Origin of the sequence: Acinetobacter sp. YH12129 (assembly GCF_013418685.1) — a bacterium.
Classification (GTDB): domain Bacteria; phylum Pseudomonadota; class Gammaproteobacteria; order Pseudomonadales; family Moraxellaceae; genus Acinetobacter; species Acinetobacter amyesii.
Genome location: NZ_VPBP01000032.1, coordinates 1 through 25,317, shown reverse-complemented (window position 1 = coordinate 25,317; position 25,317 = coordinate 1). Strand labels below are relative to the sequence as shown.

Here is a 25,317-nt window from a genome sequence, read left to right as displayed (position 1 = left end):
AGGTCCATGCTCATGCGAGCTATTCAGATTTTTGATGATATTCAGCAGGTCTATATCGACTTTATCGCGAACCGCCAATATCCACGTTTGGAAAGTTTAAACAATTGGGGCAAGAACCGTTTTTTCTTCAGTCAGTATTTTCGCATGATTGAAGATTGGCATCTGACTGAACAGATTGTGATTGAATTTAATCAACAATTTTATAGTTTGGATACAGGGACGGCGCCTGACTTTATGGATCAAGATAAATACATGGCTTGGTTGATGGAACAATTACAAATATTAAAATAAGTCCTTTTCATTCAAATTATTCAGCACAACTTCGAGACATGTTATGCAAGTGAAAGCCATCCTTTAGCGGATGGCTTTTTTGTTGTTATCGAGCATCATTTTGGGAACTGAGTTCCGAACTAGCACGAATGGCGCAAAAAACATTGGCTTTAAAACAGTCTTTGATTGTTTAAATTGCAAATTTAATACAACTATCAACCAATAGTGTGACTTAAATCACTTAAAATACGCCGAAAATTTAAACATAACTTTTTAGCCAGCAGCCCATAACTCATAAGAAGCTGAGCTGTATTGAACTTGCAAACATTCTAACCTTAGACCGATTGGCTTTGAATGAAAGGTTTATCGCCATTTTTAGAGACGATTTTTTTAGCGTATGAAAAAATTAATACTGCTATGGCTTGCCATATGTGCGGTTTCATTGGTGTCGATAGGCTATACCTATGAATTATTCATTAGCCCTGTTTGGGTGGTAAATGCATTCGCTGCCTATGGCATGGTTTTAATGCGAAAGCATTTAAGTCACGATTTACTGATCGTGCTTTATGCTTTTAGTGCGATCTTTGTGGCTTCGCTGATGGTCGATCCTGCCAAAATCTTAGAAGATAAATTTCTCCTGTGTGCGATTTCGGCATTTCAGATTTGGGTATTTATTAAAGCCTATTTAGCGCTGAGCCATTTAAAAAAACGCCGCTTTAAGCGAACCCTAATGTTAGCTGTTCCGAGTATCGTGAGTGCTTTTGCAGGCAGTCTCTTGTTTGTGGCGTGCTTTCAGATGGACAACCAATACTTTGCCTTTGTTGATTATTTTCTAGAGCAATTTGCAACAAGTTTGGCTGTGGTGTGTTTACTGTTTGGTGTTCAGCGCTGGATGAATGTGCCGTGGGTGGATTATGGCTATCTGATCGTGGCACTGGCCGTCCAATATGTGATCTCAAATGATCAGATCTTCTATGCTTGCATGGTCTTGCCTTTATTGATGTGTTACTACGCGATCAAATATGACTTCAAAACCTTTTGCTGGCTGATTGGCTTAATGACGCTGATCTGTGGCTGGTATGGTGCCATGCCATTGGCTGGGGAATATTGGTCGGATGCACAGGTACATATGCTCTCGCGGATCAGTTCTTATCGTTTGGCATTGGGTATTTATTTGATCATTTTTCTGTTTATTTGTGAGCTGTATGCACGAAATAAACGTCTATATTTGGCTTTGCAACGTGTAAGTTTTTGCGATGAGTTGACGGGACTGAAAAATCGCCATGCCTTTAAAGAACAAATATTTATAGAGGGTGCGGTTGATAAAGGCTGTGTCATTTTGCTCGATGTCGATAATTTTAAAAAAATTAATGACCAATATGGACACCAAATGGGGGACAGTGTTTTGGTGCATTTGGCAAAAATCTTAAAAAATTGTAGTCCACGCGCGAGTTTTATTAGTCGTTGGGGCGGTGAAGAATTTTTAATTTTGCTCGAAGGTGCCGATTTGGAGCAGGGTAAAATGTTGTGTGAAACAATTTTGGAACGCTGCGAACATGTGCCGTTTCGAAAAGATCAATTAAGGCTAGATGTCAGCTTTAGTATGGGCTTGGCCGAGTTTCAACAGTTGAGTTTGTCTAATTACTCCACGACTCTACAGCATGTCGATGCCTGCCTATATCAGGCGAAATCACAAGGGAAAAATCAGTTTGTTTATCAAAAGATTATTCCGTTAGCAGAAAGCAGTATTGCAGTCTAAATAGGCAAAAAAAGATGCCGTGAAGGCATCTTTTTTAGCATTTAATCAATGATTAAGCTGCTTTTTTGAACCAAGAAAAGAAACCTTTTTTCTCAGCTTTCGCTGCTTCAGCTTTTTTCTCTGCACATTTTTTAGCGCAGTCTTTTTTCGCTTCAGCTTTTACTTCTTCAGTTTTAGTTTCAACAGCTTCTTTTGCATCAGTTGCTTTTTCTACAGCTGCATCTTTTGCTTCAACAGTTTTTGCAACGACAGCATCTTTAGTTGCTACAGTTTTTGCTACAGTCGCGTCTTTTGCTGCAACAGTGTTTGCAACAACAGCGTCTTTAGCCGCTACAGTTTTTTCTACAGTTGCATCTTTTGCTGCAACTGCAGTTTCTTTAGTTGCTGCTGCTTTTTCTACAACTGCTTTTTTCATGTCAGCAGTTTTTGCTTTAGTGGTTTCTTTCACTGTTAAAGTTTTAGTTTGAGTCGCTTTTTCTGCAACAGCCACTTGAGTTTTAGCAGCATCTTTAGTTGCTTGAGCAGCAGCTACAGTTGCAGTTTTCGCTTGTGCTGCTTGAGCTTTTACAACTTCAACAGCAGTCGCAGGTTTTTGTTCTACAGCAGTAGTTGCCATAGCAGAAGTTGTAGCAGCAACTAAAGCAACAGCTAAAGTAGTTTTGATCGCGTTCATAGTCATCACTCTATAAAACTTAGTTAAAATAAGGCATTGTAAATTTTATGCCTTATCAACAGCGCTTAGGTTACACGGCACAGAGTGAGGGATTCGATTGTGTGAATATTCCACCAATGTTACAAACGGATAACATGGTGTAACGCAGAAAAACAAACAAAAACAGCGTGCATTGCACAGCATTCGAAATTTTCAATTCAAAGCTGATTTAAAATCACTGTTAAAGCCGTTATTGTGAATATATATTTCTGCCATTGGTATGGCATAAAAATAAAGTCGCATGAGGGATAACATCAGATGCAGCAGCTTATTTGTTATAAACAGCTCCCTGTGTGGACGCAGCAGTCGATTCCACAAGGTTTTAAACAACAGCACAATACCAAAGCAGGCACTTGGGCAAAACTCACCGTACTGCAAGGTGAAGTGAACTTTGCCATGTTAGATGCGTCTGGAAATATCCTTTCCACGCATGTATTTAGCCCAGATCAGCCACCGCCGTTTATCGAACCGCAGGCGTGGCACAAGATTGTGTCTGCGAGTGACGATGTGCAATGTCAGTTGAGTTTTTATTGCTTAGCACAGGACTATTTTTATAAGAAGTATCAGCTCAGTCCAACACATTCAGAAATTTTGGCAGCAACACCATATTTGCAAGGTGGTCGTGCTTTGGATGTCGGCTGTGGGCAGGGGCGTAATTCGCTGTACTTAAGTCAGCTGTCTGAGCAGCGCTTTGAGGTGGATGCATGGGATGTCAATCCACACAGTTTGCACAAGCTGCAAGAGGTGATCGCTGCGGAAGGTATTGAAAATATTCATGTACAGCAGCGTGATTTAAATGCAGACCAAAGCATTACGGGGAAATATGATTTTATTTGCTGTACCGTGGTGATGATGTTTTTAGAGGCCAAGACAGTGAAGCCACTGATTCAGCAGATGCAGCAAGCGACAAGTGTAAATGGCTATAACCTGATAGTTTGCGCTATGGATACACCTGATTTACCTGCGCAGTCTGACTTTCCATTTAGCTTTAAAGCAGGAGAGTTAAGTGCGTTGTATCAAGGCTGGAACATTGTGAAATACAATGAAAATGTCGGGGAGCTGCATCGGGTGGATTCAGAAGGGCAGCGGATTAAACAGCATTTTGCGACTTTGTTGGCGCAGAAAATTTAAGCTTAGAATTGTAGGATGTTGAGTTGAAGGGATGGGGATCAACTCAACACTTACTTAATACTGGAAAAATGGGAACCATTTTGAGCTAGTCAGGCTGTATGTGTACTTAGAAAATTCAACCAATTGAATATGATCCTACTCTGATTTAAGGCTGATAAATAAAGCCCAAAGCTTTTAGAGGCAATTGAATGATGTCGATAGTGAGTGTTAAAGGCAATAGTGGTAATTCTGCCAATTTTTCCTGCCCTGACTTTTTGACATAGCCACTTTGGTCTTCGTAATGCTGGATACGGATCTTATAGGGATGGCTTAAGGGCTTTAAATCTGCGGCATTCGCAACTTTTGGGTAAACCGTACCTGCAATTTCTAAGTTAAACAGGTGATCTTGTTGTTCTGCCTTTGAACAATCACATGGTGCTACACCATATTGGTTGAATAATGCCCTTTCCGTAGGACTTAGTGTTCCATTGGGAGGCGCATAATAAAATTTAAAGCTTCCGCTAAATTTAGTGCTGTTCGGGCTCGGAGAATTAAAGTCAAGTTCTCGATGGAGACGAATATATTGTGGATTGAGTTGGCTAATCAGTTGAATAAAATCAGCACCGCCTTTATTAATCACATAGCTGTATTTATTGCCTGCGACTACGATGCTATCGATTGGTTCATTGGGTATTGCTTTAGCGGGTTTGCCAAATGCGATCACATCATCTTCAAGGATTGTTCTCCATGCATATTTTGTTTCGTATTTTTGAAACAGATCACGGGAGAGTTCACCGATTTGATTATTTGTAACGCAAGCTGTAAGAAAAATAAAAGTGCTTAGGCAGCTCATCTTTATGAGGTAGTGAAGTCGTTTATTTATCATTGTTATGCATATTTAAGTTTTGGTTCAGGCCTTACCATAATTCAAAAATCGCTGAAAATCGAGAATTAACGTTTTAAATTTTAAATATGCTAAGACGTTTTTTAAGGGTTGTTTAGCACGGTTTTTGTTGAAGATTTTTGAACAAAATTTACTTCACAATGGACATTCCCTCTCCTTTTAAGGAGACTTGCGCAGAATACCGCTCAGGGAGAGGATTTATATGAAAAATTTCCCTCATCCTCTTGTGGCGCATGCTGCTCATCCCAGAGGGAGAAGGGGCTTCCAGTATGTATTCATGAGAGTTTAGTTAACAAATAAAAAACCCCGCAATAAGCGGGGTTTCTTTTATCTCAGTATTTAATTAAAAATTAAACACGTTCGATAATAGTCGCGATACCTTGACCAAGACCGATACACATCGTTGCAAGACCGATTTGTGTATCTTGTTGCTCCATTACGTTTAGAAGCGTAGTTGTGATACGCGCACCAGAACAACCCAATGGGTGACCTAATGCAATCGCACCACCGTTCAAGTTCACGATGTCTTGTTTTTCATAAAGACCTAAACCTTTAAGAACTGACAAGCCTTGTGCAGCAAACGCTTCGTTAAGTTCGATGGTTTGCATGTCTTCGATTTTAAGACCAGCACGTTTCAATGCTTTTTGAGTTGCTGGTACAGGACCATAACCCATGATCGCAGCATCACAGCCTGCAACTGCCATAGAGCGAATCACAGCACGTGGCTTAAGACCTAAAGCTTGAGCACGTTCAGCAGACATCAGCAACATTGCAGAAGCACCGTCAGACAAAGCTGAAGATGTTGCAGCAGTTACCGTACCGCCTTTCGGATCGAATACTGGACGTAAAGATTGGAATGCTTCAAGGTTTGCATCAGGACGAATCACTTCATCGATATCGCACAGGATTTTGAAACCATTTGCATCGTGACCTTCAACGCCCACGATTTCATTTTTGAAACGACCTTCTTGTGTTGCAGCCCAAGCACGGCGGTGTGATTCAACACCAAACGCATCTTGTTCTTCACGAGAAATACCGTTCATACGACCTAACATTTCAGCCGTTAAGCCCATCATGTTAGACGCTTTTGCATAGTGCTTAGACGCTTCTGGGTTGATGTCGATGCCGTGCATCATGCCAACGTGACCCATGTGCTCTACACCACCAATGATGAAGATATCACCTTGGTTGGTTGCAATTTGCGCAGCCGCTGTGTGGATTGCTTGCATAGAAGAACCACAAAGACGGTTAACCGTTTGACCTGCAACAGTACGTGGTAGGTCTGCTAACAATGCAATGTTACGACCAATGTTCATACCTTGCTCTAGGGTTTGGTTTACACAGCCCCAGATTACGTCTTCAACTTCATTGGTATCAAACTGGTTACGAGCAACAAGCGCGCGTACTAATTCAGCAGATAAGCTGTCAGCACGTACGTTACGGAACATACCATTTTTGGTTTTACCCATTGCTGAACGTACGCCATCAACGATGACAACGTCACGTGGATTTAAAGTAGCCATTCACGTTGCTCCTTAACCGTAGAATTTTTTGTTGTTAGCAGCCATGTCACGCAACATTTGTGGCGCTTCATAAGCCTTACCTAAATACGCATATTTGTCGCAAAGCGCTACGTATTCAGCGACACCTGTTTGGTCGATGTAACGGCATGGACCACCACGGAATGGAGGGAAACCTACACCCATGATCATCGCCATATCTGCTTCAGCAGCAGTCGCTACGATGTTGTCTTCTAGGCAACGAACAGTTTCGTTACAGAACGTCAGCATCATACGGTCAATGATTTCTTGAGCGTCAAATTCACGTTTTTCCGCAGTTGCAACAGAAGCCACAAGTTCGTAAGCCACTGGATCAACCACTTTGGCTTTCTTACCTTTACGGTCAAGTTCGTATTTGTAGAAACCAACGTCATTCTTTTGACCAAGACGTTTGTTTTCGTACATGGTTAAAGTTGCGCCTTTGTAGTCTGGCTTCATGCGGTCAGGGAAGCCTTCTGCCATTACTTCCGCACCGTGTACGCCTGTGTCAATACCCACAACGTCGATGAGGTAAGCAGGACCCATTGGCCAGCCGAATTTTTCCATCACTTTATCAACTTGCTGGAAGTCAGCTCCGTCTTTCAGTAGAAGGTCAAATGCACCGAAGTAAGGGAACAATACGCGGTTTACCAAGAAGCCCGGGCAGTCATTGACAACGATTGGTGTTTTACCCATTTTCTGAGCAAGAACTACAGTGGTTGCAATCGCTTCAGCAGACGTCTTTTCACCACGGATCACTTCAACCAATGGCATCATGTGAACTGGGTTAAAGAAGTGCATACCAACAAAGTTTTCAGGACGTTGTAGGTTTTCAGCCAAACGTGTGATTGAAATTGTTGACGTGTTCGAAGCAATGATCGTGTTGTCACGAACATTTTTCTCAGTTTCAGCCAGTACAATACCTTTTACTTTCGGGTTCTCTGTTACTGCTTCAATCACGATGTCCACTTCTTTAAACTCGTCATAGCTTAAAGTCGGACGGATGCGCGCAAGAGTTTCACCCATTTGTGCAGGCTTCATTTTCTTACGTTCAACTTGTTTAGTCAGTAAGCCATTGGCTTCTTTCATACCTAAAGCAAGTTGTGGGTTACCAATGTCTTTCATGATGATTGGTGTGCCTTTGCTTGCCGCTTGGTAAGCAATACCACCACCCATGATACCCGCGCCTAATACAGCTGCTTGGTTGACAGGGTGTGCACCTTTTTCATATTTCTTCGAAGTTTTCTTCACAATTTGGTCGTTAAGGAATAAACCAATTAACGCACCTGCTTGTGGAGTCACAGCCGCTTTAGCAAAACCTTGCGCTTCGATTTTCAATGCTTCATCACGTGGAAGGCTTGCACCTGCTTGTAATGAGTCTAGAAGAAGTTTTGGCGCTGGGTATTGAGCAGGATTTGCTTTTGCAAGAACTGCACCTTTCGCTGTATTGAATGCCATCATTTGTTCAAGCATGTTCAATTTAACAGGATCTAATTTTTCTTGACGTTTTGCTTTCCAGTCTACACGGCCAGCAATCGCTTGTTTTACAAGGTCAATTGCAGCGTCTTGTAGTTTGTCTGCAGCAACAACTGCATCAACAGCACCGTCTTTGAGCGCAGCAGCTGGCTTTTTCGGTGCAGCCATTGCCATCCATTCAACCGCATTGTCGATACCAATCACGCGGCTTAAACGAACCGTACCACCAAAACCAGGGTAGATACCCAGTTTGATTTCTGGAAGGCCAACTTGTGCAGCATCTGACATCACACGATAGTCACACACTAAGCACATTTCAAAACCGCCGCCCAATGCCATACCATTGATTGCAGCAACTTTAGGAACGTTTAGATCTTCAAACGCATTGAAGATGTCGTGAACAGGCAATGCCCAATCCACAATCGCTTGTTCGCCTTGAGCGAAGTTGTCACCGAATTCAGTGATATCTGCACCCACGATAAATGTAGATTTACCTGAAGTAACGATTAAACCTTTGATGTCACCGTTTGCTTTAACAGCGTCAATTGCAGCTTTAAAATCTTCAATTGTTGCGCGGTTAAATTTGTTGACCGACTCACCTTGTAAGTCAAAGCGGAATTCTGCAATTCCGTCCGAAAGCATTTGGACGGTAATGGCATTGCCAGCGTGGATCATGCCTGATCTCCTTTATTTTGGAGGACTTCTAAGTTGATGTTGTGAAGCGAGTACGCGGTTCCTGCGTACACTTTATGCCTCGCTAATCTTACGATAACTATATCTAAAAAGAACATAACAAGTTGTATCAAGCCGTGACGCTAGGGTCATCAAAATTTCTTTTGGAAATAGCCTTTGGATCTGCCTTTAATCGCTATCGCTCTAATTAAATATGTTGAAGCTTATGTTTCAGTTCACATTTTTTTATAAATGTAAGCTATAGATTGAGATGCGAAAGAAAAATTCAAGAAAAAAGCAAGTGTATTTTTCGGCAGAATGGTCAATTCACTTTTAACATTGTCATCCATCTTTGCTGAGACACAGTGTTCTATGCTGCTTATTTAGGCATCACTGAGCACTATGCTATACTCGCCGCGTTCTCAAAAAAGTTAATTTTTCATTAAGCACAATGCTTATTAGCACCAGGTCCTCATATGATTAAGTGGATTATCCTGGCGGTCTTTGTCATTTCTGCGTTTTATATCCAGCAACGCGGTAAAGTCCGTCATTCATTTTATCGTCAGTTTTTTGATCATTCGACATTGCTCGCACCGATCAATTTTCTCATGTACATGTTTTCAAAAGTGCCGAGTCAACCCTATATCGACACGCAGCATTTTAAAGATTTAAAAGTCTTAGATGAAAACTGGGAAATGGTTCGTGATGAAGCCAAGGCCTTGTATGAAAAAGGGGGCATCAAAGCATCGAGTACTTATGATGACCTTGGATTTAACTCGTTCTTTAAAACAGGTTGGAAACGCTTTTATTTAAAATGGTATGACTCAGCTCATCCTTCGGCTGCTGAACTTTGCCCAAAAACTACGGCCTTGTTAAAAAATTTACCCACGATTAAAGCCGCGATGTTTACTGAGTTGGCGCCCGACAGTCGTTTAGTTCGTCATCGTGACCCCTATGCAGGTTCATTGCGTTATCACTTGGGCTTACTGACGCCCAATGATGACCGTTGTTTTATTGATGTCGATGGTCAGCGGTACTCATGGCGTGACGGCGAGAGTGTGGTGTTTGATGAAACTTATATTCACTATGCTGAAAATAAAACGGATCAGAACCGGATCATTTTCTTTGCAGATGTTGAACGGCCATTAAAGTCAAAGTGGATGGAAGCTTTTAACCATTGGTTTGGTAAAAATGTCATGACTGCTGCGAGTTCACCGAATGAAAGCGGTGATAAAACGGGTGGTTTAAATAAAGTATTTGGCTATGTCTATCAAATTCGTATAAAAGCCAAAGCCTTGAAAAAAACCAATCGCTCACTGTATTACTTTTTAAAGTGGTTCCTAATGTTGGGGCTGTTCTTCCTGATTTTTGTACGCCCATATTTATTTTAAAAGTAGAATAAATATTGAAAAAATGCGCCCTTAGGGGCGTTTTTTTATGCTGACAGTCAGCAAAATATCAGTTATCGTGCAAGCAGAATAAAAATAATTATGCAGAGCAAATCAGCCAAAAGCAGAAATAGTGTTAGCCAGAATAAGCTAGAACCAGAATAAGCCAGAAAAAGTGAGCCAATAGACGAGGAATATGATGTTGACGTCCGAACTTAAGCCCATGCAAAACCAGTGAGCTGAAAGAAAAGTGTCAACATCAATGATAGCCAAAACCCAAAGGTAAACGGTGGAAGCTTTGCATGCAGGCATGAAGACCTACTGCATAGAAACCCAGTGTAAACACCTGAAGGGATTGATTTGGCGGGAAGGGTATCCGATTCATGAAAGCAACCAACCAAACCTTGATGCATCAAATGCATATTTCGATGCAAGATATAGAACGACGTAAACAGTTGCTTGGCTTGACTGATTTAGAGCTGGCGGAACTGGCTTCGATTGGTGGGATTGTGGCGCCTATACTCGACAGTATGGTCGAGGAATTTTATGAAAATCAGACCTCAATTCCAGAAATTGCCACCTTGATTGGTGACCTTGATACCTTGAAGCGTTTGCAACGCGCGCAGCATCAGTATTTATTGGACTTATTTTCTGGGCGCTATGACAGCGCTTATGTGAATAACCGTTTACGGATTGGTTTGGTTCATAAGCGCATAGGTGTAGAGCCGAAATTGTATCTCTCTGCGGTGCATACCCTAAAGACCATGTTGTTTCGCTTAATTCAGCGTACCTTTAATGATACCGAACAATATCAGCGGATTATTAACACCTTGGAAAAACTCTTTATGTTCGATACAACATTGGTGGTGGAAACCTATGTGTGGAGTTTGATTAATGAGGTGAAGATCTCCCGTGAAAAAATGGAACAGTATGCGCATGCGCTAGAGTTTCGTGCACAAGAAATGGAAGAACTTTCACAGCGCGATCCATTAACAGGACTGTTAAATGTCCGGCATTTATCGACCTTATTGACCAGTATTTTATATACAGCACAGCGTAATCATGAACCTGTGACAGTAGTGTTTATTGATATCAATGATTTTAAAAAGATCAATGATGTACAAGGTCATCCACGTGGAGATCAGGTACTACAAACGGTTGCTGCGGCCATAAAGTCGGTTGCACGTTTAGATGATCATTGCTTCCGTTATGGCGGAGACGAATTTTGTTTGGTCTTGCCGGGATGTAGTGAAAAGCATGTGGAAGCGAGTTTTATCCCGCGTTTATTAGAAGCGGTGGCTGAAATGGAAGCAGGCTTAAGTTTAAGTATTGGGCTGTGCCAAACAGACCATCAGCAAGGCTATGTAGATGCCATGAGCTTGGTACAACAAGCCGATGCTAAAATGTATCGAGAGAAAAAGAATTATAAACGTTTGCAGGAACAACCTATGTCGAAAGAAGCGTGATCCGAGCGTAAATAACGCCAAAAATAACAATAGATGACTAGCGAAACTTGAGCGAAATGGATCTCCATATTCTTGAAAATAATGTGATAAGTATGCTTATTTCCTGCAAAAATAAAGATGAAATAGCAGATGCATCCTGCAAAATCTTGTATAGAATAAAAGCAGTTGATGGGGGATAAGATGCAAGTTTTTCGTTCAAAAAAAGATTGGTGGGTGGTGGCGTTTATTGTTTGTATGAGCGGTTTACTCATTCAATTATTACTCACCATGCAAGCCAAAGGCACGATGCAACAATATCCTCTTCATACCGCGGTGTATATTTTAACGGTATTACTGCTGTGGTGGCCAATATTCAATACACGTTATCAAATTTCCGCTACAGAATTAAACATCCGTAGCATGTTTCTACGTTGGCAGATTCCTTTGCAGGATATCCAACGCATCAGTGCAAGTCAGGATTTGTCTGCGGCACCTGCGCTTTCCATTAAACGTTTAAAAATTGAATATCTTCGAGATGGCAAAACCAAATTTGTCATGGTTTCACCGAAAGATCCGCAAGCTTTTGCTAAAGCGATTGGTGTTCCAATCCAATAAATATAAGAATGCTGAATAAAGGTATGTGAGCATGCCTTTTAAAGACCAGTGAATTATTTAATAATAACCAATTGTCCAAGTTGTGCATCTAGGTGTATTTTAGTTTGTTCGGGATGATTCAAAAAATACACCGCCAAAATAGGCTCAAGCTCGACCCGCATTTTTCGTGCTAAATGTCGTGCGCCATAACGAATATCATGGTTCTGATAAAAATGTGCTTTGGCTGCATCTGTGAGTTTGATACTGCGTTTTTGATGCTGTAGGCGTTGATTAAGTTTTTCCAGCTCAATCTCCACCAAGCAAGGTAAAGCATCATCTTGAACGGGTTGATATTGCAGTACACGGTCAATACGGTTAATGAATTCAGGGTCGAATTTACGTTGCATGACTTTTTCAATAATGCTGCTGACCGGCACGCGTTTGAGACAAACCTTCTGTATTTTTTCGGGTAAAAAATTTAACTTATCTAGATATTGCTGTGCCGCTTGCGCACCTACATTGCTGGTCATAAAGATCATACAATTACGAAAGTCGATTGTTTTTGTACCTGAGGTTAGGGTTAATTTTCCGCTATCCAGCACATTCATTAAGCCGTGAAGAACTTCGGTTGACGCTTTTTCCAGTTCATCAAAAAGCACGATGCCCGGACGGGTATGACTACCTGCAATGGCAACTTCATCAAATAAACTATGGCCTTCTTTAGAACCGACATAGCCCGGAGGCGCACCAGTAATGGCAGCCGCATAATGTTCCTGTGCGAGCGTGTTCATATCAATACGGCAAAAGGCATCAGGTCGGCCATAAATCACTTCACTGATTAAACGTACGGTTTCGGTTTTACCAACACCTGTCGGTCCAAGCATTAAGGTTACACAGAGTGGTCGTTCAGGACTGGAAAAATCAGCCTTGACCACATGCAGCATTTTTTCAATTTCGTCTAATACTGCTTCTTGTCCAATAATCCGTTGCTTTAAGCGTTGCATAACGTCACGCGGTTCAAAATGAAAACGCGGCTTACCCATCAAACGGTTTTTTTCAGCAGTGCTCTGCGTCGAAGTTGTCGGGTGTACGACATGGATGGCGGGATTGGCGTTCGTCATGCATCATGTTCCTAAAGCGGGATGTTTTGAGCATAGCAAATTTAGAATTTTGCATTAATAGCTTTTAGCAATCAGATCATTGCTATGAGCAACAATAAATTTGCGGGATTGCTTGAAAATGCAGGTAAAAGCATCACATCATGTCAAAGAGCAATATCGATGATGGAACAAGGCAAAAGTGAACGAAAACGCACGCGAACATATTGAAAAAATTCTGGCTAATATGACGACTCTACCCGGTGTTTACCGCATGTTGGGTAAAGACGGTGAGTTGCTGTATGTGGGTAAAGCAAAGAATTTAAAAAATCGTGTGTCGAGTTATTTTGTCAAAACCATTGAGCATCCCAAGACGCAAGCCTTGGTCGCCCGTATTTATGACATTGAAAGCTTGGTGGTGCGTTCTGAAACAGAAGCCTTATTGCTCGAACAAAACCTGATTAAGCTCCATCGTCCGCCCTATAACATCATGCTGCGAGACGACAAATCTTATGTCTATATTTTTATTTCAGCCGATAAACCCTATCCACGAATTGCCGCAGGGCGAGGCAAAGCGAAGCATCAGGCCGGTAAGTTTTTCGGGCCTTATCCGAGTGCTTATAACGCGCGTGATACTTTGGTGGTGCTGCAAAAACTGTTTAATGTGCGTCAGTGTGAAAATAGCTATTTTTCACAGCGCAAACGACCATGCCTGCAATACCAAATTAAACGTTGTTCCGCGCCTTGTGTGGGTTTGATCTCACCCGAAGATTATAAAGAAGATGTCAATAACTCGATTCGGTTTTTACAAGGCGACACCAAAGAGCTCAATCAAGAGCTGATTGGGAAAATGGAAGCTGCGGCCGAAGCACTCGAGTTTGAAAAGGCGGTGTTTTATCGTGATCGTATGGCGCTGCTGCGTGATGTGCAAACTCAGCAAGCGATTTATAAAGTCAAAGGCGAGGCAGATATCATTGCCATTGCTTATCAAGCCGGTGTGACCTGTGTGCAAATCATGCATGTGCGCAATGGCAAAATGCTCGGCGGAAAGAGTTATTTCCCTGATATGCAGGGTGATGATCTAGGTCAAATGCTCTCGGACTTCATTGCCAATTTCTACTTTCAAGTTGCAGATGAGATTCCAACTGAACTCATCATCAATGTCGATATTCCAGATCGCAAAGACATGGAAGATGCACTACATCAGCACTTTGATAAAAAAATTCAAATCAAACATAAAGTGCGAGAAACTCGTGCCGAATGGCAAGAGCTTGCACAAATGAATGTGCAGCATGCGATTAAAGGTAAACTGGCTGATCATTTTGAATTGAATGAACGTTTTCATCAGTTAGAACAAGTGGTAGGGCGACCAATTGACAGTATTGAGTGTTTTGATATTTCTCACACCATGGGGGAGGCAACTATCGCGTCTTGTGTGGTCTTTGATGCTGGCGGTGCAAGAAAGCGCGACTATCGCCAATTTTCCATCAATGACATTACCGAAGGCGATGATTATGCTGCCATGCGTCAAGCACTGACCCGCCGCTATAAAAAGCATATGTTGCCCGATTTGCTATTAATTGACGGAGGCAAAGGTCAATTACACATGGCGATGGAAGTCATGCAGGAGCTCGAGCTCGATGCCTTTATGGTCGGTGTGTCCAAAGGCGAGGGGCGTAAACCAGGTCTGGAAACCTTGCACTTTACCGATGGTGAAAAAATCCAATTGCCCGAAGACCATAAAGCCCTGCATTTGATTCAACAGGTTCGTGATGAAGCCCACCGCTTTGCTATTACTAAACATCGAGCGAAACGAGATAAAAAGCGTGGCTCATCGGTACTTGAGGTGATTCCGGGCTTAGGGCCAAAACGTCGTCGGGATCTGTTGACCCATTTTGGTGGCATTCAGGGGGTACTCAAAGCTTCGGAAAATGATTTAAAACTTGTACCGGGATTAGGCGATGTGATGGCGCGCACCATTTATAAAATCCTGCATGAATAGCGCGAACTAAGCCCAATCGATGACGCATCAAGTCTGAATTTGCCAAAATGCTCATTGACGCATGAGTCACTGATCATTCACATCATTTGATTTTTATACAATGATATAAAAATCAAAAATATGATCAGGGATGATGATGTCACTCGCACAGTTGTATCAACATATTGAACACAATGAATGGGTTGAGATTCCAGAAGGATGGTTGCAAGGACGTACGATCTATGGCGGCTTAGTGGCTGGCATGATGATGCACAAAGCCGTTGCCACCATTGCCGATCCGCAGCGACGTTTACTCAGTTGTAATGTGACCTTTGTTGGGCCAGTACAATTGGCGCCCGTGCGTTTAAGTGCTGAAATTTTAAGACAGGGCAAATCCGTCACCACCATCGAAGTTCGACTTTGGCAAGATGATGCCGTACAAAGCATTTTATTGGCGAGCTTTGGTGTTCCACGTGAATCAAGCATTGCCGTCAATCAGGAGCGTCAAGCACCCGATTTTCCTGAAGTGAGCAGCTTAAAGATTGCCGAACATCATCCACTTGCACCACAGTGCTTTCAGCAAATGGATTTGGCCTGGGTAGATGGGCAGTATCCGTGTACTGCAAGCAAAAAGCCTGACTTTAGTGGTTGGATGCGTTTTAATCCAGAACGCCACGATAATCGTAAGATGACCGTAGCCGATTTACTGGTCTCGATGGATATGTGGCCGCCCGGCGTGCTGCCTATGTACAAAACCATGGCGCCTGCGAGTTCTTTAACATGGACATTGACCTATGTGCATCCCTTGCAATCAAGCTTGCGTAATTGGTTTAAATATAAAGTATTTACCGACTATGCCGCGGATGGCTACGCCACGGAATATGCGCATTTATGGGATGAAAATAACCAGTTGATAGCGATTGCGCGACAGACTGTTACGGTGTTTGCCTAGTGACACTGCGGGGCATTTCGTATAAAGTGAGTGCAACTAACGATGGATAAATCCTCAAATTATTCTGCATTTTCATCGTGCATGAGGGGAAAACTGGGGTGTCTATGACAACAGGTCGAATCCTGAATATTCCTAATATTTTAACATTGGCACGAATTGCTTTAATTCCTGTGTTTTTGTTGGTGGCGTATTGGCCACCTGCAATGGGCGTGGGTGAGCATGCTGCAAGCATGTCACGTCATATATTGCTGACCGCTATTTTTGTGATCGCAGCTGTCACTGACTGGTTTGATGGCTACCTTGCGAGAAGTTTAAATCAGACTTCAGCATTTGGACGTTTTCTCGATCCTGTTGCAGATAAGCTGATGGTCGCAACTGCGTTGATCGTCTTGGTGCAATGGCAACCGACCATTTCGATGGCCTTTGCAGCGATTGTGATTATTTCACGTGAAATTACAGTGTCTGCGCTACGTGAGTGGATGGCTGAATTAGGCGCACGTACCAGTGTTGCGGTTTCAACCGTTGGTAAATATAAAACAGCATTCCAGATGATTGCGATTTCAGTGTTCTTGCTGAATTGGCAACCCCTAGAAATGTTGGCGTATGGATTGCTCTATACAGCTGTTGTTTTAACGCTATGGTCGATGTTTATTTATTTGAAAGCCGCATGGCCGTATTTAAAACAACCTTGATTTAAAAGTAAGTTATTAAAAGCTCCGTTATCGGGGCTTTTTTATTGCCGAGCTTTTAAAAAAATTGAGGGTATGTCTAGTTTGAACAGCGCTTCATTTGATTAGAGCTTGACGTTAAATGTGAGACGTTGGCGCAAATTTTGGATAAAAAAATTCCCAGATTTTGGGGGAAATCTAGGAAGGAAAATCGGGGTTACTTATCGCTATTATGGAAGATGTTTCCATCTCCTTGATTGCTATTATAGGAAAGCAGATTTAGAAATACATGGAGTTTATTGTAGTGTAATGTTGTGTTTTATTGAGAAATGTATCACAAATTTACATTCAGAATTTTTGATACAAATTGGCCGATAACTTTGGTAGGTTTTGTTTGGATTTAAACGATAAAAATCGATATATGTGATGATAAAAATACAATTAACATTATTTAAATAATAGATTCATATATTTAAGTTTAAATAAAATTGATCAATGGATAAAAGATTTTTCAGCAATGATAAAGATCATTTCTCAATGAAAGCTTACATAGACGTCAGTTTCGTTTTGCGAAAATAACAGTGCTTCTAAATTTATAAAAGGAGCCCCTTTGGACTCTTTTATGACATTTGAAGCTACGCGCTTCGCTTGTCTTGCATCATTTGTAGAGTAGCAAAAAAGAATCCCCTAATTTGGTGATTCTTTTCAATTAAAGCCTACGCACAGCATAGCTGCTTGTTTTGCGGCGTGGCGGAGCAGTGCTCCTGAGTACAAAAAAGGAGTCCCATTGGACTCCTTCATGACATTTGAAGCTACGCGCTTCGCTTGTCTTGCGTAAAACTTAAAGCAACGCTTTAAGTTTTACTCAGGCTTTAGGCCTTCGGCTTTTTCTAAAGATTCATCATTGCTGAAGAATTTTTCACGTTGCTCTTCAAGGAACTTTTTCGCGTCAGCTTCAAACACGTTTAAACGTTTTTCATTGATCAACGTAGTTTGGTGTTTTAGCCATTCTTGCCAAGCTTGTTTAGATACCGTATCAAACAATTCTTGTCCCTTTGCACCCGGGAATGGTGCAAAGTCTAAACCTTCCATTTCAGCCTGATATTTACGGCAAAAAACTTGTCGAGACATATCAATACTCCATTTAACTTGAAAAAGTTATGCGTAAAGTTTTTCTAAACGTGCGTGTGCGCGTTCAATTGCTGCTTCAACTTGAGCAGGTGCAGTACCACCAATGTGGTTACGTGCATTGACAGATGCTTCAAGTGTTAATGCTTTTTCGAAGACATCGGCCTGAATCAAGTCAGAGAACTGTTGAAGTTGCTCAAGGGTTAATTCTGAAAGGTCTTTGCCTTCTTGAACACCGAGGGCAACCGCTTTACCCACAATTTCATGCGCATCACGGAATGCTACGCCATTTTTAACCAAGTAGTCGGCAAGGTCAGTTGCAGTTGAGAAGCCACGAAGTGCTGCTTCACGCATGATGTCAATGTTTGGCACTAGTGCAGGGATCATGTCGGCAAATGCCATGAGTGAGCCACGAACAGTATCGATTGCATCGAATAGTGGTTCTTTATCTTCTTGGTTGTCTTTGTTGTATGCCAATGGTTGACCTTTCATCAGGGTCAATAGGCTCATCAAGTCACCATATACACGGCCAGTTTTACCACGGATCAACTCAGGAACGTCTGGGTTTTTCTTTTGCGGCATAATTGACGAGCCAGTGCAGAAACGGTCAGGAATATTTACAAATTTGAACTGAGCCGATGTCCAAAGAATCATTTCTTCTGACATACGTGATAAATGCATCATGATGAGTGATGCTGCCGCATTGAATTCAATACCAAAATCACGGTCAGACACGGCGTCCAAAGAATTTTCAGCGACAGCTTCAAAACCTAGTAATTCTGCAGTGAATGTGCGGTCGATGGGGTAAGTTGTTCCTGCAAGTGCAGCAGAACCTAAAGGCATACGATTGGTACGTTTACGGCAGTCAATTAAACGCTCTGAGTCACGAACCAACATTTCAAACCACGCCATAAGATGGTGGCCAAAAGTTACTGGCTGAGCAGTTTGTAAATGCGTGAAGCCCGGCATGATGGTATTGGTGTTTTTCGCCGCCAAGCCCAAGATACCTTTTTGTAATTTTTGCAATAATTCTAAAATCGCATCGATTTCGTCGCGAACATACAGACGGATATCGGTTGCAACTTGGTCATTACGGCTACGACCGGTGTGTAGTTTTTTACCTGTAATACCGATACGTTGAGTCAAGCGTGACTCAATATTCATGTGCACATCTTCTAGGTCAATGCGCCATTCGAAGTTACCCGCTTCAATTTCTGCTTTAATGGTGTTTAAGCCATGAATAATATCGTCACGCTCTTGTTCAGTCAGAACGCCGACTTTAGCAAGCATGGTTGCATGTGCAATTGAACCTGCAATATCTTGTTTATAAAAGCGTTGGTCAAACTGTACAGATGCTGTAAATTCAGCAACAAAAGCGTCAGTAGCTTCGGAAAAACGACCGCCCCACATGCCTGAAGTTTGGGCTTGTGACGGATTTGAGGAATTAGAAGATGTGGTCATGTCGGCTCAATAAGATAAAAAGCATAGAACTGAACAAGAGTATAGCAAATTCGAACCCAGTTGCCGAAGGGCAAGTTGATCAAACTTTTAGACAAGGTTTGGGCCTATGACAATTTCTGTATTTTCAGGAAAAATGGGCCGTTGGCATTATTTGTGGGAGCTTTTTCTTGCGGGTAATATTGTGGCTTTGGTCTTGGCCTTGGCTCAAGCTCAATCGTGGCATGCGTTAAGTTTTTCGAGTGTCATGCAGCATGTGTTGTTTATTAACTGGATTTTATTGGCCTTTGCTGCATTTTCAGAGCTTTTGCAGAGTAAGACGCGTGGTTTAAACATGAAAATGCTCATGTTTAGCGGGTTTGTTTTATTGCAAGCTTTGGTGTTGTTCACCACCTTAATTTTAAATGTCTTGATCTATTTTGGTGAAAATTTCAGTTTAGCCGGCTTGAGTGCAGACGTTTTAACTGCTGGTGTGGTTTTAAATCTGAGCTATGGGGTGTTGCTTGGGGCATTTTGCTTTCGTTATTTATATTTAAGAGAGCAGTGGAGTCGACAACATCATAGTGAATTAAACGCACGTATTCAGGCGATGCAAGCTCGGATTCATCCACATTTTTTATTTAATAGCTTAAATAATGTGATTAGCTTGATTGCGATTGATCCAGATAAAGCGGAGCAAATGCTGCTGAATTTATCTCGATTATTCCGTGCGAGTTTTCAAGAATTGAAACTGGTGAGTCTCAAAGATGAGATCGATTTGTGTCAGCGTTATTTGGCCATCGAACAAATGCGATTGGGCGATCGGCTCAATGTGGAGTGGAAACTGGCCGACATTGAACAGTACGCTCAAGTACAAATTCCACTATTAACTTTACAACCTTTATTAGAAAATAGTATTTTTCATGGAGTCGAAAAGATTTTGACAAAGAGTACGATAAATATATTGATTGAAATATTGCAAAATCAAATTAATATCGTTATTACAAATCCTTATACACAGGATACAATTAAATTACGTCAGGGGAATGGTATTGCCATCGAAAATGTGAAACAGCGACTTGAGGCATATTATGGTCAGCATGTCACTTTTCAAACCTACGCAGGCGAGGGAATGTATACGACTGTGGTGCAATATCAATATAAATAGAAATCTCAGTTGACCAATAAAAATAAATGACGTTAACGAGATAAGGAGGAGAAATGGACATCCTGATCTGTGATGATGAGCCTCTAGCAGTAGAGCGATTGTCACGTTTAGTCACTCAACTTGGACATCAAGTGGTTGCGAAAGCCTCACATGGTCAACAAGCGATTGACTTGGCTCAAAGCCTCGAGCCTGATGTCATCTTACTAGATATACAAATGCCTGAAATGGATGGGCTGACTTGCGCTAAATTGTTGCGTGAATTAGACCCCATGCCCGCTATTATTTTTTGTACTGCATATGATCATCATGCACTTGATGCATTTAAGTCGAATGCAGAGGGATATTTACTAAAACCGGTTATGCAACAGGAATTGCAGCAGGTTTTAGATCATTTAACTAAATTAACCCAAGCTCAATTGAGCACGATAAAACAAAAAGAAAATATGGACGAAATTAAAATCAGCCGCCATCAAATCGCGGCAAAGACTTATCGTGGTGTAGAACTGGTCCCTGTGGAAAATATTTATTATTTTCTTGCAGATCAGAAATATGTCACTGTTCGGCATAAAAATGGCAATGTACTTATTGATGAAACGCTGAAGGATTTAGAGCATGAATTTGGTGATCGCTTTATACGTATTCATCGAAATGCCTTGGTGTCTGTGAGCTTTTTAGAGGGTTTAGAAGTCGTAAGCTCGGGGCAGTATCAGGTGCGTTGTCGAGATTTAGAAGAGCGTTTGGCGGTCAGCCGTCGACATTTACCGAATTTACGTGAGCGAATACAAAAATTATAGGGCAAGGGTCAAAGCACATTGCGAATTAAGCTTGCATTTTCAACTGAGCAAGTTAAGTTTAGAATAATAGCCCTATAGACTGTATTTTAAAATTTATGAATATCCTTAAGATCGCAACTCGACAAAGCCCGCTTGCACTGTGGCAGGCGGAACATATTCGTGCACGTTTAGAAGCACTTCATGCAAATTTAAAAGTTGAGTTGGTGACCTTTGTGACCCAAGGTGACAAGATTCTAGATACCCCTTTAGCCAAAATTGGGGGGAAAGGATTATTTGTAAAAGAATTAGAAGCGGCATTGTTGGATGGTCGTGCAGACTTGGCAGTTCATTCGATGAAAGATGTGCCAATGGCTTTGCCTGAAGGTTTAAGCTTGGCCGTGATTTGTGAGCGTGAAGATCCATTAGATGCTTTCGTTTCAAATACCTATAACAGTTTTGATGAGTTACCACAGGGTGCGAAGGTGGGGACATCGAGCTTGCGCCGCAAATGCCAAATTTTAAAACAACGTCCAGACCTTGAAATTATTGATCTGCGTGGCAATGTGGGTACGCGTTTATCTAAACTCGATGCGGGTAACTATGATGCGATTATTTTGGCGAGTGCAGGGCTAAAGCGTCTGGGTTTAGCAGAGCGTATTCGTCATACTCTTGAGCCTGTTGTGAGTTTACCTGCAGTTGGACAAGGTGCATTGGGCCTAGAATGTCGTAGCCAAGATCAAACTGTATTGGATTTAATTTTGCCCTTAATGCATGCAGAGACCAATGCCTGTGTACGCGCAGAACGTGCTTTTAATGCATATCTAGAAGGTGGCTGCCAAGTACCGATTGCAGGTTATGCAACCTTAGAAAATGGTCAGATTCATTTGGAAGGTCGTGTCGGTAGTGTTGACGGTCAAATCTTGTTGAAAGCACAGCAAGTAGGCCTTCCCGAACAGGCTGAACAGCTCGGTGTCAAATTGGCCCAAGACTTGTTAGCCCAAGGTGCAGGTGACATTTTAAAGGCACTGTATTAATACATGCTTTTTATCAATACACGTCCGACAGATCGTGCAGCGCAGCTTAGCTTGACGCTGCGCTCTGCGGGTGTTGCTGTGGCTGAGCTTCCATTACTTGAGCTCAAGCCGCGGGCATGGTCAGAAGCATTGGCAGCGTGCTACGCCCAGTTGAGTGCTGCGGATGTATTGGTTGTAGTGAGCCCCTCTGCGGTCACCTTTGGTATGCAAGGTTTGCGTAAGGCAGGCATTTCACTTGATCAGCTTGAACATATTCAATGGGTTGCAGTCGGTGACGCAACTGCAGCAAAGCTAGCTGATTATGGCATTCACAGTGTCGTACCGCAGGTGGAAACCTCGGAGGGAATGCTCACCTTAAGCCATTTAGAACAATTGGAGACTGGGGCTTGCGTTGCATTTTGGCGCGGTGAAGGCGGTCGTCAATTTATGATGCAGCAGTTGCTAGCACGTGGCATTCAGGTTCTCAATTTTGTGCTATACGAACGGCATCTACCGGAAGAGACCACTCAAAAAGTAAAAACACTCATTTCTGAACATCAGTTGTCATCTCCATATTGTATGTTGATCACCAGTGAGGCCAGTTGGCTCAATTGGCTTGACTTGATTCAGTCGCATTTATCAGTGCTGAGTCATGCACATTTTTTAGTTTTAGGTGTAAGGTTGTTCGAGCTACTTGAGCAAAGTCGTATAACACTGAACAAAGATTTTAAAATTATTCAACTCGAAGATTTAAACGCGACACACATATTGCAGCATGTGCAAGTCGTGCAGGGAAATACATGAAGAAGTTGTTTGTCGTTGTGGTCATTGTCGCCGTACTTTGGTTGGCTAAACTCAGTTTTGACCTATTTCAGGTCAATGCTCAACAAACCGAACTGATGCAACAACAAACTTTATTGCAACAGCGCAATGCAGGTTTGAATGATCAGGTCGTGGCTTTGAAACGTCAGTTGAGTGGCACAACGACCGAGATGTCGGCTGCAACGACATCGAATGCTTCGATTGCTGCTGAGGCGACCCATAGCATTGAGCCAATGATGGTGGTGGGTCAGCAACTTGATTTGGTTGAATTTGCCATGCAGCAACAACAATTTGCTGTCGCTTTGGAAAAATTAAACCAATTAGACCAACAATTAGATCAGTTGAGCTTGGCACCTGCATTGCGTATGAGTTTGCATCAGGTGATTCAAAAAGACCGTGAGACCTTAAAGCAATATGTGACAGAGCGTCAGTTGCAATCTGATAAAGTGAAAAATACCCTGCAATCGATTGATCAATTGTTAGAAAAAGAAATATTAAAGCCATACAGTTCAAAAGAGCAGCAAAAAGGTCTTTCTTTTTGGCAAAAATGGATTCAAGTCGAATCGGTCGAGCAACCGAGTCCCGTATTAATGCAGCGTAGCTTGGTATTAAAAGAAATGCAGTTGCGTTTAATTTTGGCTCAGCAGGTTTTAAATCAAGGACAATATCCTCAATTTCAACAAGAAATCACTGAAATTATGCAAATTATGCAGCAATTGCCAGATGCTTCATTAAAACCGATACGCCAACGTTTAGAACAATTAAAGGACATTCCGGTTATTTCTGTACCGCTATTAAATACTCGGGCACTCATAGGGTAATCGACTATGAAACATATTTTATTGGCCTATTTATTTATTAGCTTATTGGTTGTTGCTATTATTAGTTTGCTGAGTTTTGGACATGGTGCAGGCTATGTCTATTTATACTGGCGTGAATGGCAAGTTCAATCCAATATTTGGTTTTTAGCATTATTGCTGGCACTACTGAGTTTGATCGTGCAAATGTTTTGGTATGCGGTTAAACGTTATTTAAGTCGAGAACAACGTAAATCTGAAACGGTCTTTAGTTTTAATAAACTACATCCCTATGAGCAATTGGCTGTCATTTGGCTTTTAAATGCTGCGCAAGATCAAAAAAACTTTATTCAGCAAGCTTTTACTGAGTCTGGATTATTAAAAGGGGTGATCGATGCGCGTTTATATTGGATTCAGCAACAATATGAAACAGCATTAAATGCATTAACTCAGACCAATCCAATGGCTTTTGAACTCGCAGAATTGCAACGGATTGAAATTTATTTGTCTCAACAACAGGGTGAAAAGGCTTTAACGCATCTCGAATTTTTGAATCAACATGAATTATCGCCATGGTTGCAAAAAGTCAGTAGCGCCTATGAGCAGCGCTTAACCATGCTATGGGGCATGTTTGCGTTGCAGTTTCCTTGGTTGTATTTGCGTTCGACACGTTATGGACATTTAGATGAGCTGACAAAACAAGCTTGGTTGGAGCAATTATTATCAGCGTTTGATCAAGCTGATGTCGATGACTTACAGCACTTAAAGCAGCGTTATTTGGATTTACAAGATCAAATCACAGAGCGTAAATATGCGGTCAAAGTGTTGTGGTTAAAAGTCTTGTCTCGTATGCCAGAGATGAGTCAGGAGCATGAGCAATTGGCCATTCATTTGCTGGAACAGCAATTTAACAAAGAAGTGTTCTTTTTGTGGTTCCAGCAAAAAATGCTGAAGCAAAACCCTGACTATGTGGCTGTAGAACAGCAGATTCAACGTTGGGAAGAAAAGTATCCTGCGCTGCCTGTTTTTAGTTTTGCAAAATGGAATATTTACCAAGCGACAGCACGTCAAGCTGAAGCAGATGCATTGTTAGAATTATATCCAAATGATGTATTAATGAGTTATTTACGCATCAAGTCAGCCTTAAATCAGCAGGAAGATTTGACCAAACAATTAAATTTAATATTTGAAAATAATGCTAATTTTATGGAAATTAGAATGTAAGGACATTATATGCAAGAAAATTTAGCTCAATATTCATTGATTCATACTCAACACGTCGCTTGGGGGGATATGGATGCTTTTGGTCATGTAAATAACGTGCATTATTATCGTTATATGGAAAGTGCGCGGATTGGTTATTTAGATCAGTTGGATATATTTAATCAGTCTGTGGTTACGGTTGTTGCTTCAAGCCAGTGTAAATATTTAAGCCCCGTGGTTTATCCTGATATTTTAAAAGTGGCAACGCGCGTTGAAGAATTAAGAAATATAGCCAAATCCTAAAAACTATAGAACAATAGAGATATGGGATATTCAAAAGATTTTAAAGACAAAGTCATAGAAATTATGATTCGAGATGAAATGTCTGTGCGAAAAGCAGCACAGCATTT

The 25,317-nt window shown here is 41.6% G+C and carries 22 protein-coding genes and 2 pseudogenes; 16 read left to right on the top strand and 8 right to left on the bottom strand.

From position 1 onward, the window contains the following. Positions 1-12: 12 nt before the first annotated feature. Positions 13-291, top strand: coding sequence for a hypothetical protein (locus tag FTU65_RS13595; protein ID WP_078190480.1), 279 nt, complete (start codon positions 13-15; stop codon positions 289-291). A gap of 376 nt (positions 292-667) precedes the next feature. Further along, the gene (locus FTU65_RS13590) at positions 668-2,029 is read left to right on the top strand and encodes a GGDEF domain-containing protein (RefSeq protein ID WP_180041550.1); all 1,362 of its coding nucleotides are present in this window, start codon (positions 668-670) and stop codon (positions 2,027-2,029) included. Between the two features lie 52 nt (positions 2,030-2,081). On the opposite strand, the gene FTU65_RS13585 is transcribed toward FTU65_RS13590, so the two are convergent. Beyond that, positions 2,082-2,702 carry a hypothetical protein gene (locus tag FTU65_RS13585; RefSeq protein WP_168379005.1) on the bottom strand — a complete coding sequence of 207 codons (621 nt, stop codon included), beginning with the start codon at positions 2,700-2,702 and terminating at the stop codon, positions 2,082-2,084. A 297-nt stretch (positions 2,703-2,999) separates the two neighbouring features. On the opposite strand from FTU65_RS13585, the gene tehB reads away from it, so the two are divergent. Further along, positions 3,000-3,872 carry an SAM-dependent methyltransferase TehB gene (gene tehB, locus FTU65_RS13580; RefSeq protein WP_180065785.1) on the top strand — a complete coding sequence of 291 codons (873 nt, stop codon included), beginning with the start codon at positions 3,000-3,002 and terminating at the stop codon, positions 3,870-3,872. A gap of 145 nt (positions 3,873-4,017) precedes the next feature. Here the strand turns inward: tehB and FTU65_RS13575 are convergent, their stop codons facing one another. The 3 genes from FTU65_RS13575 to fadB all read right to left on the bottom strand — a co-directional run bounded on the left by FTU65_RS13575 (position 4,018) and on the right by fadB (position 8,444). Then, the gene (locus FTU65_RS13575; RefSeq protein ID WP_180066934.1) at positions 4,018-4,737 is read right to left on the bottom strand and encodes a hypothetical protein; all 720 of its coding nucleotides are present in this window, start codon (positions 4,735-4,737) and stop codon (positions 4,018-4,020) included. Positions 4,738-5,105: 368 nt separating this feature from the next. After that, entirely contained in the window at positions 5,106-6,278 is a 1,173-nt protein-coding gene (gene fadA, locus FTU65_RS13570) for an acetyl-CoA C-acyltransferase FadA (protein WP_180066932.1), read from the bottom strand. A 12-nt stretch (positions 6,279-6,290) separates the two neighbouring features. Beyond that, the gene (gene fadB, locus FTU65_RS13565) at positions 6,291-8,444 is read right to left on the bottom strand and encodes a fatty acid oxidation complex subunit alpha FadB (protein WP_180066930.1); all 2,154 of its coding nucleotides are present in this window, start codon (positions 8,442-8,444) and stop codon (positions 6,291-6,293) included. Positions 8,445-8,917: 473 nt separating this feature from the next. Between fadB and lpxO the strand changes: the two genes are divergently transcribed. Further along, positions 8,918-9,832 (top strand): lipid A hydroxylase LpxO, encoded by a 915-nt coding sequence (gene lpxO, locus FTU65_RS13560; RefSeq protein WP_180066928.1) that lies wholly within the window; start codon positions 8,918-8,920, stop codon positions 9,830-9,832. 256 nt (positions 9,833-10,088) lie between these two features. Here lpxO and FTU65_RS16385 read toward each other — a convergent pair whose 3' ends face one another. Then, positions 10,089-10,214, bottom strand: a complete 126-nt coding sequence (locus FTU65_RS16385) for a hypothetical protein (protein WP_257222999.1) — start codon at positions 10,212-10,214, stop codon at positions 10,089-10,091. On the opposite strand from FTU65_RS16385, the gene FTU65_RS13555 reads away from it, so the two are divergent. Beyond that, positions 10,213-11,295 carry a diguanylate cyclase domain-containing protein gene (locus FTU65_RS13555; protein WP_180066926.1) on the top strand — a complete coding sequence of 361 codons (1,083 nt, stop codon included), beginning with the start codon at positions 10,213-10,215 and terminating at the stop codon, positions 11,293-11,295. The genes FTU65_RS16385 and FTU65_RS13555 overlap by 2 nt on opposite strands. A gap of 180 nt (positions 11,296-11,475) precedes the next feature. Continuing rightward, the gene (locus FTU65_RS13550) at positions 11,476-11,889 is read left to right on the top strand and encodes a PH domain-containing protein (protein ID WP_168379012.1); all 414 of its coding nucleotides are present in this window, start codon (positions 11,476-11,478) and stop codon (positions 11,887-11,889) included. 53 nt (positions 11,890-11,942) lie between these two features. On the opposite strand, the gene FTU65_RS13545 is transcribed toward FTU65_RS13550, so the two are convergent. After that, the gene (locus tag FTU65_RS13545) at positions 11,943-12,989 is read right to left on the bottom strand and encodes an AAA family ATPase (RefSeq protein ID WP_180066918.1); all 1,047 of its coding nucleotides are present in this window, start codon (positions 12,987-12,989) and stop codon (positions 11,943-11,945) included. 178 nt (positions 12,990-13,167) lie between these two features. Between FTU65_RS13545 and uvrC the strand changes: the two genes are divergently transcribed. From uvrC to pgsA, 3 genes are all read left to right on the top strand, one after another. Continuing rightward, positions 13,168-14,967, top strand: coding sequence for an excinuclease ABC subunit UvrC (gene uvrC / locus FTU65_RS13540; protein WP_180002824.1), 1,800 nt, complete (start codon positions 13,168-13,170; stop codon positions 14,965-14,967). A gap of 136 nt (positions 14,968-15,103) precedes the next feature. Continuing rightward, positions 15,104-15,898: a thioesterase family protein gene (locus FTU65_RS13535; protein WP_180066941.1), complete on the top strand. Its 795-nt coding sequence runs from the start codon at positions 15,104-15,106 to the stop codon at positions 15,896-15,898. 104 nt (positions 15,899-16,002) lie between these two features. Beyond that, positions 16,003-16,590: a CDP-diacylglycerol--glycerol-3-phosphate 3-phosphatidyltransferase gene (pgsA, locus tag FTU65_RS13530; RefSeq protein WP_078190467.1), complete on the top strand. Its 588-nt coding sequence runs from the start codon at positions 16,003-16,005 to the stop codon at positions 16,588-16,590. A gap of 837 nt (positions 16,591-17,427) precedes the next feature. On the opposite strand, the gene FTU65_RS13525 is transcribed toward pgsA, so the two are convergent. Continuing rightward, complete coding sequence (locus FTU65_RS13525; protein ID WP_078190466.1) at positions 17,428-17,697, bottom strand: oxidative damage protection protein; 270 nt, start codon at positions 17,695-17,697, stop codon at positions 17,428-17,430. Positions 17,698-17,724: 27 nt separating this feature from the next. Beyond that, positions 17,725-19,155: an argininosuccinate lyase gene (gene argH, locus FTU65_RS13520; protein ID WP_180066916.1), complete on the bottom strand. Its 1,431-nt coding sequence runs from the start codon at positions 19,153-19,155 to the stop codon at positions 17,725-17,727. Here argH and FTU65_RS13515 point away from each other — a divergent pair. The 7 genes and pseudogenes from FTU65_RS13515 to FTU65_RS13485 form a co-directional block, all read left to right on the top strand. Continuing rightward, positions 19,146-20,299: pseudogene (locus FTU65_RS13515) on the top strand (sensor histidine kinase). The gene argH and the pseudogene FTU65_RS13515 sit on opposite strands and share 10 nt — an antisense overlap. 53 nt (positions 20,300-20,352) lie before the next feature. Next, the gene (locus tag FTU65_RS13510) at positions 20,353-21,093 is read left to right on the top strand and encodes a LytTR family DNA-binding domain-containing protein (RefSeq protein WP_180002830.1); all 741 of its coding nucleotides are present in this window, start codon (positions 20,353-20,355) and stop codon (positions 21,091-21,093) included. Between the two features lie 95 nt (positions 21,094-21,188). Beyond that, positions 21,189-22,106 (top strand): hydroxymethylbilane synthase, encoded by a 918-nt coding sequence (gene hemC, locus FTU65_RS13505; protein ID WP_218952804.1) that lies wholly within the window; start codon positions 21,189-21,191, stop codon positions 22,104-22,106. A gap of 3 nt (positions 22,107-22,109) precedes the next feature. Then, positions 22,110-22,889: a uroporphyrinogen-III synthase gene (locus tag FTU65_RS13500; RefSeq protein ID WP_180066912.1), complete on the top strand. Its 780-nt coding sequence runs from the start codon at positions 22,110-22,112 to the stop codon at positions 22,887-22,889. Beyond that, positions 22,886-23,728 (top strand): hypothetical protein, encoded by an 843-nt coding sequence (locus FTU65_RS13495; RefSeq protein ID WP_180066910.1) that lies wholly within the window; start codon positions 22,886-22,888, stop codon positions 23,726-23,728. The genes FTU65_RS13500 and FTU65_RS13495 overlap by 4 nt, the downstream gene beginning before the upstream one ends. A 6-nt stretch (positions 23,729-23,734) precedes the next feature. Next, the gene (locus FTU65_RS13490; protein ID WP_180066908.1) at positions 23,735-24,928 is read left to right on the top strand and encodes a heme biosynthesis protein HemY; all 1,194 of its coding nucleotides are present in this window, start codon (positions 23,735-23,737) and stop codon (positions 24,926-24,928) included. Positions 24,929-24,937: 9 nt separating this feature from the next. Continuing rightward, positions 24,938-25,201, top strand: a pseudogene (locus FTU65_RS13485) (acyl-CoA thioesterase); the annotation flags it as partial. Between the last annotated feature and the right edge of the window lie 116 nt (positions 25,202-25,317).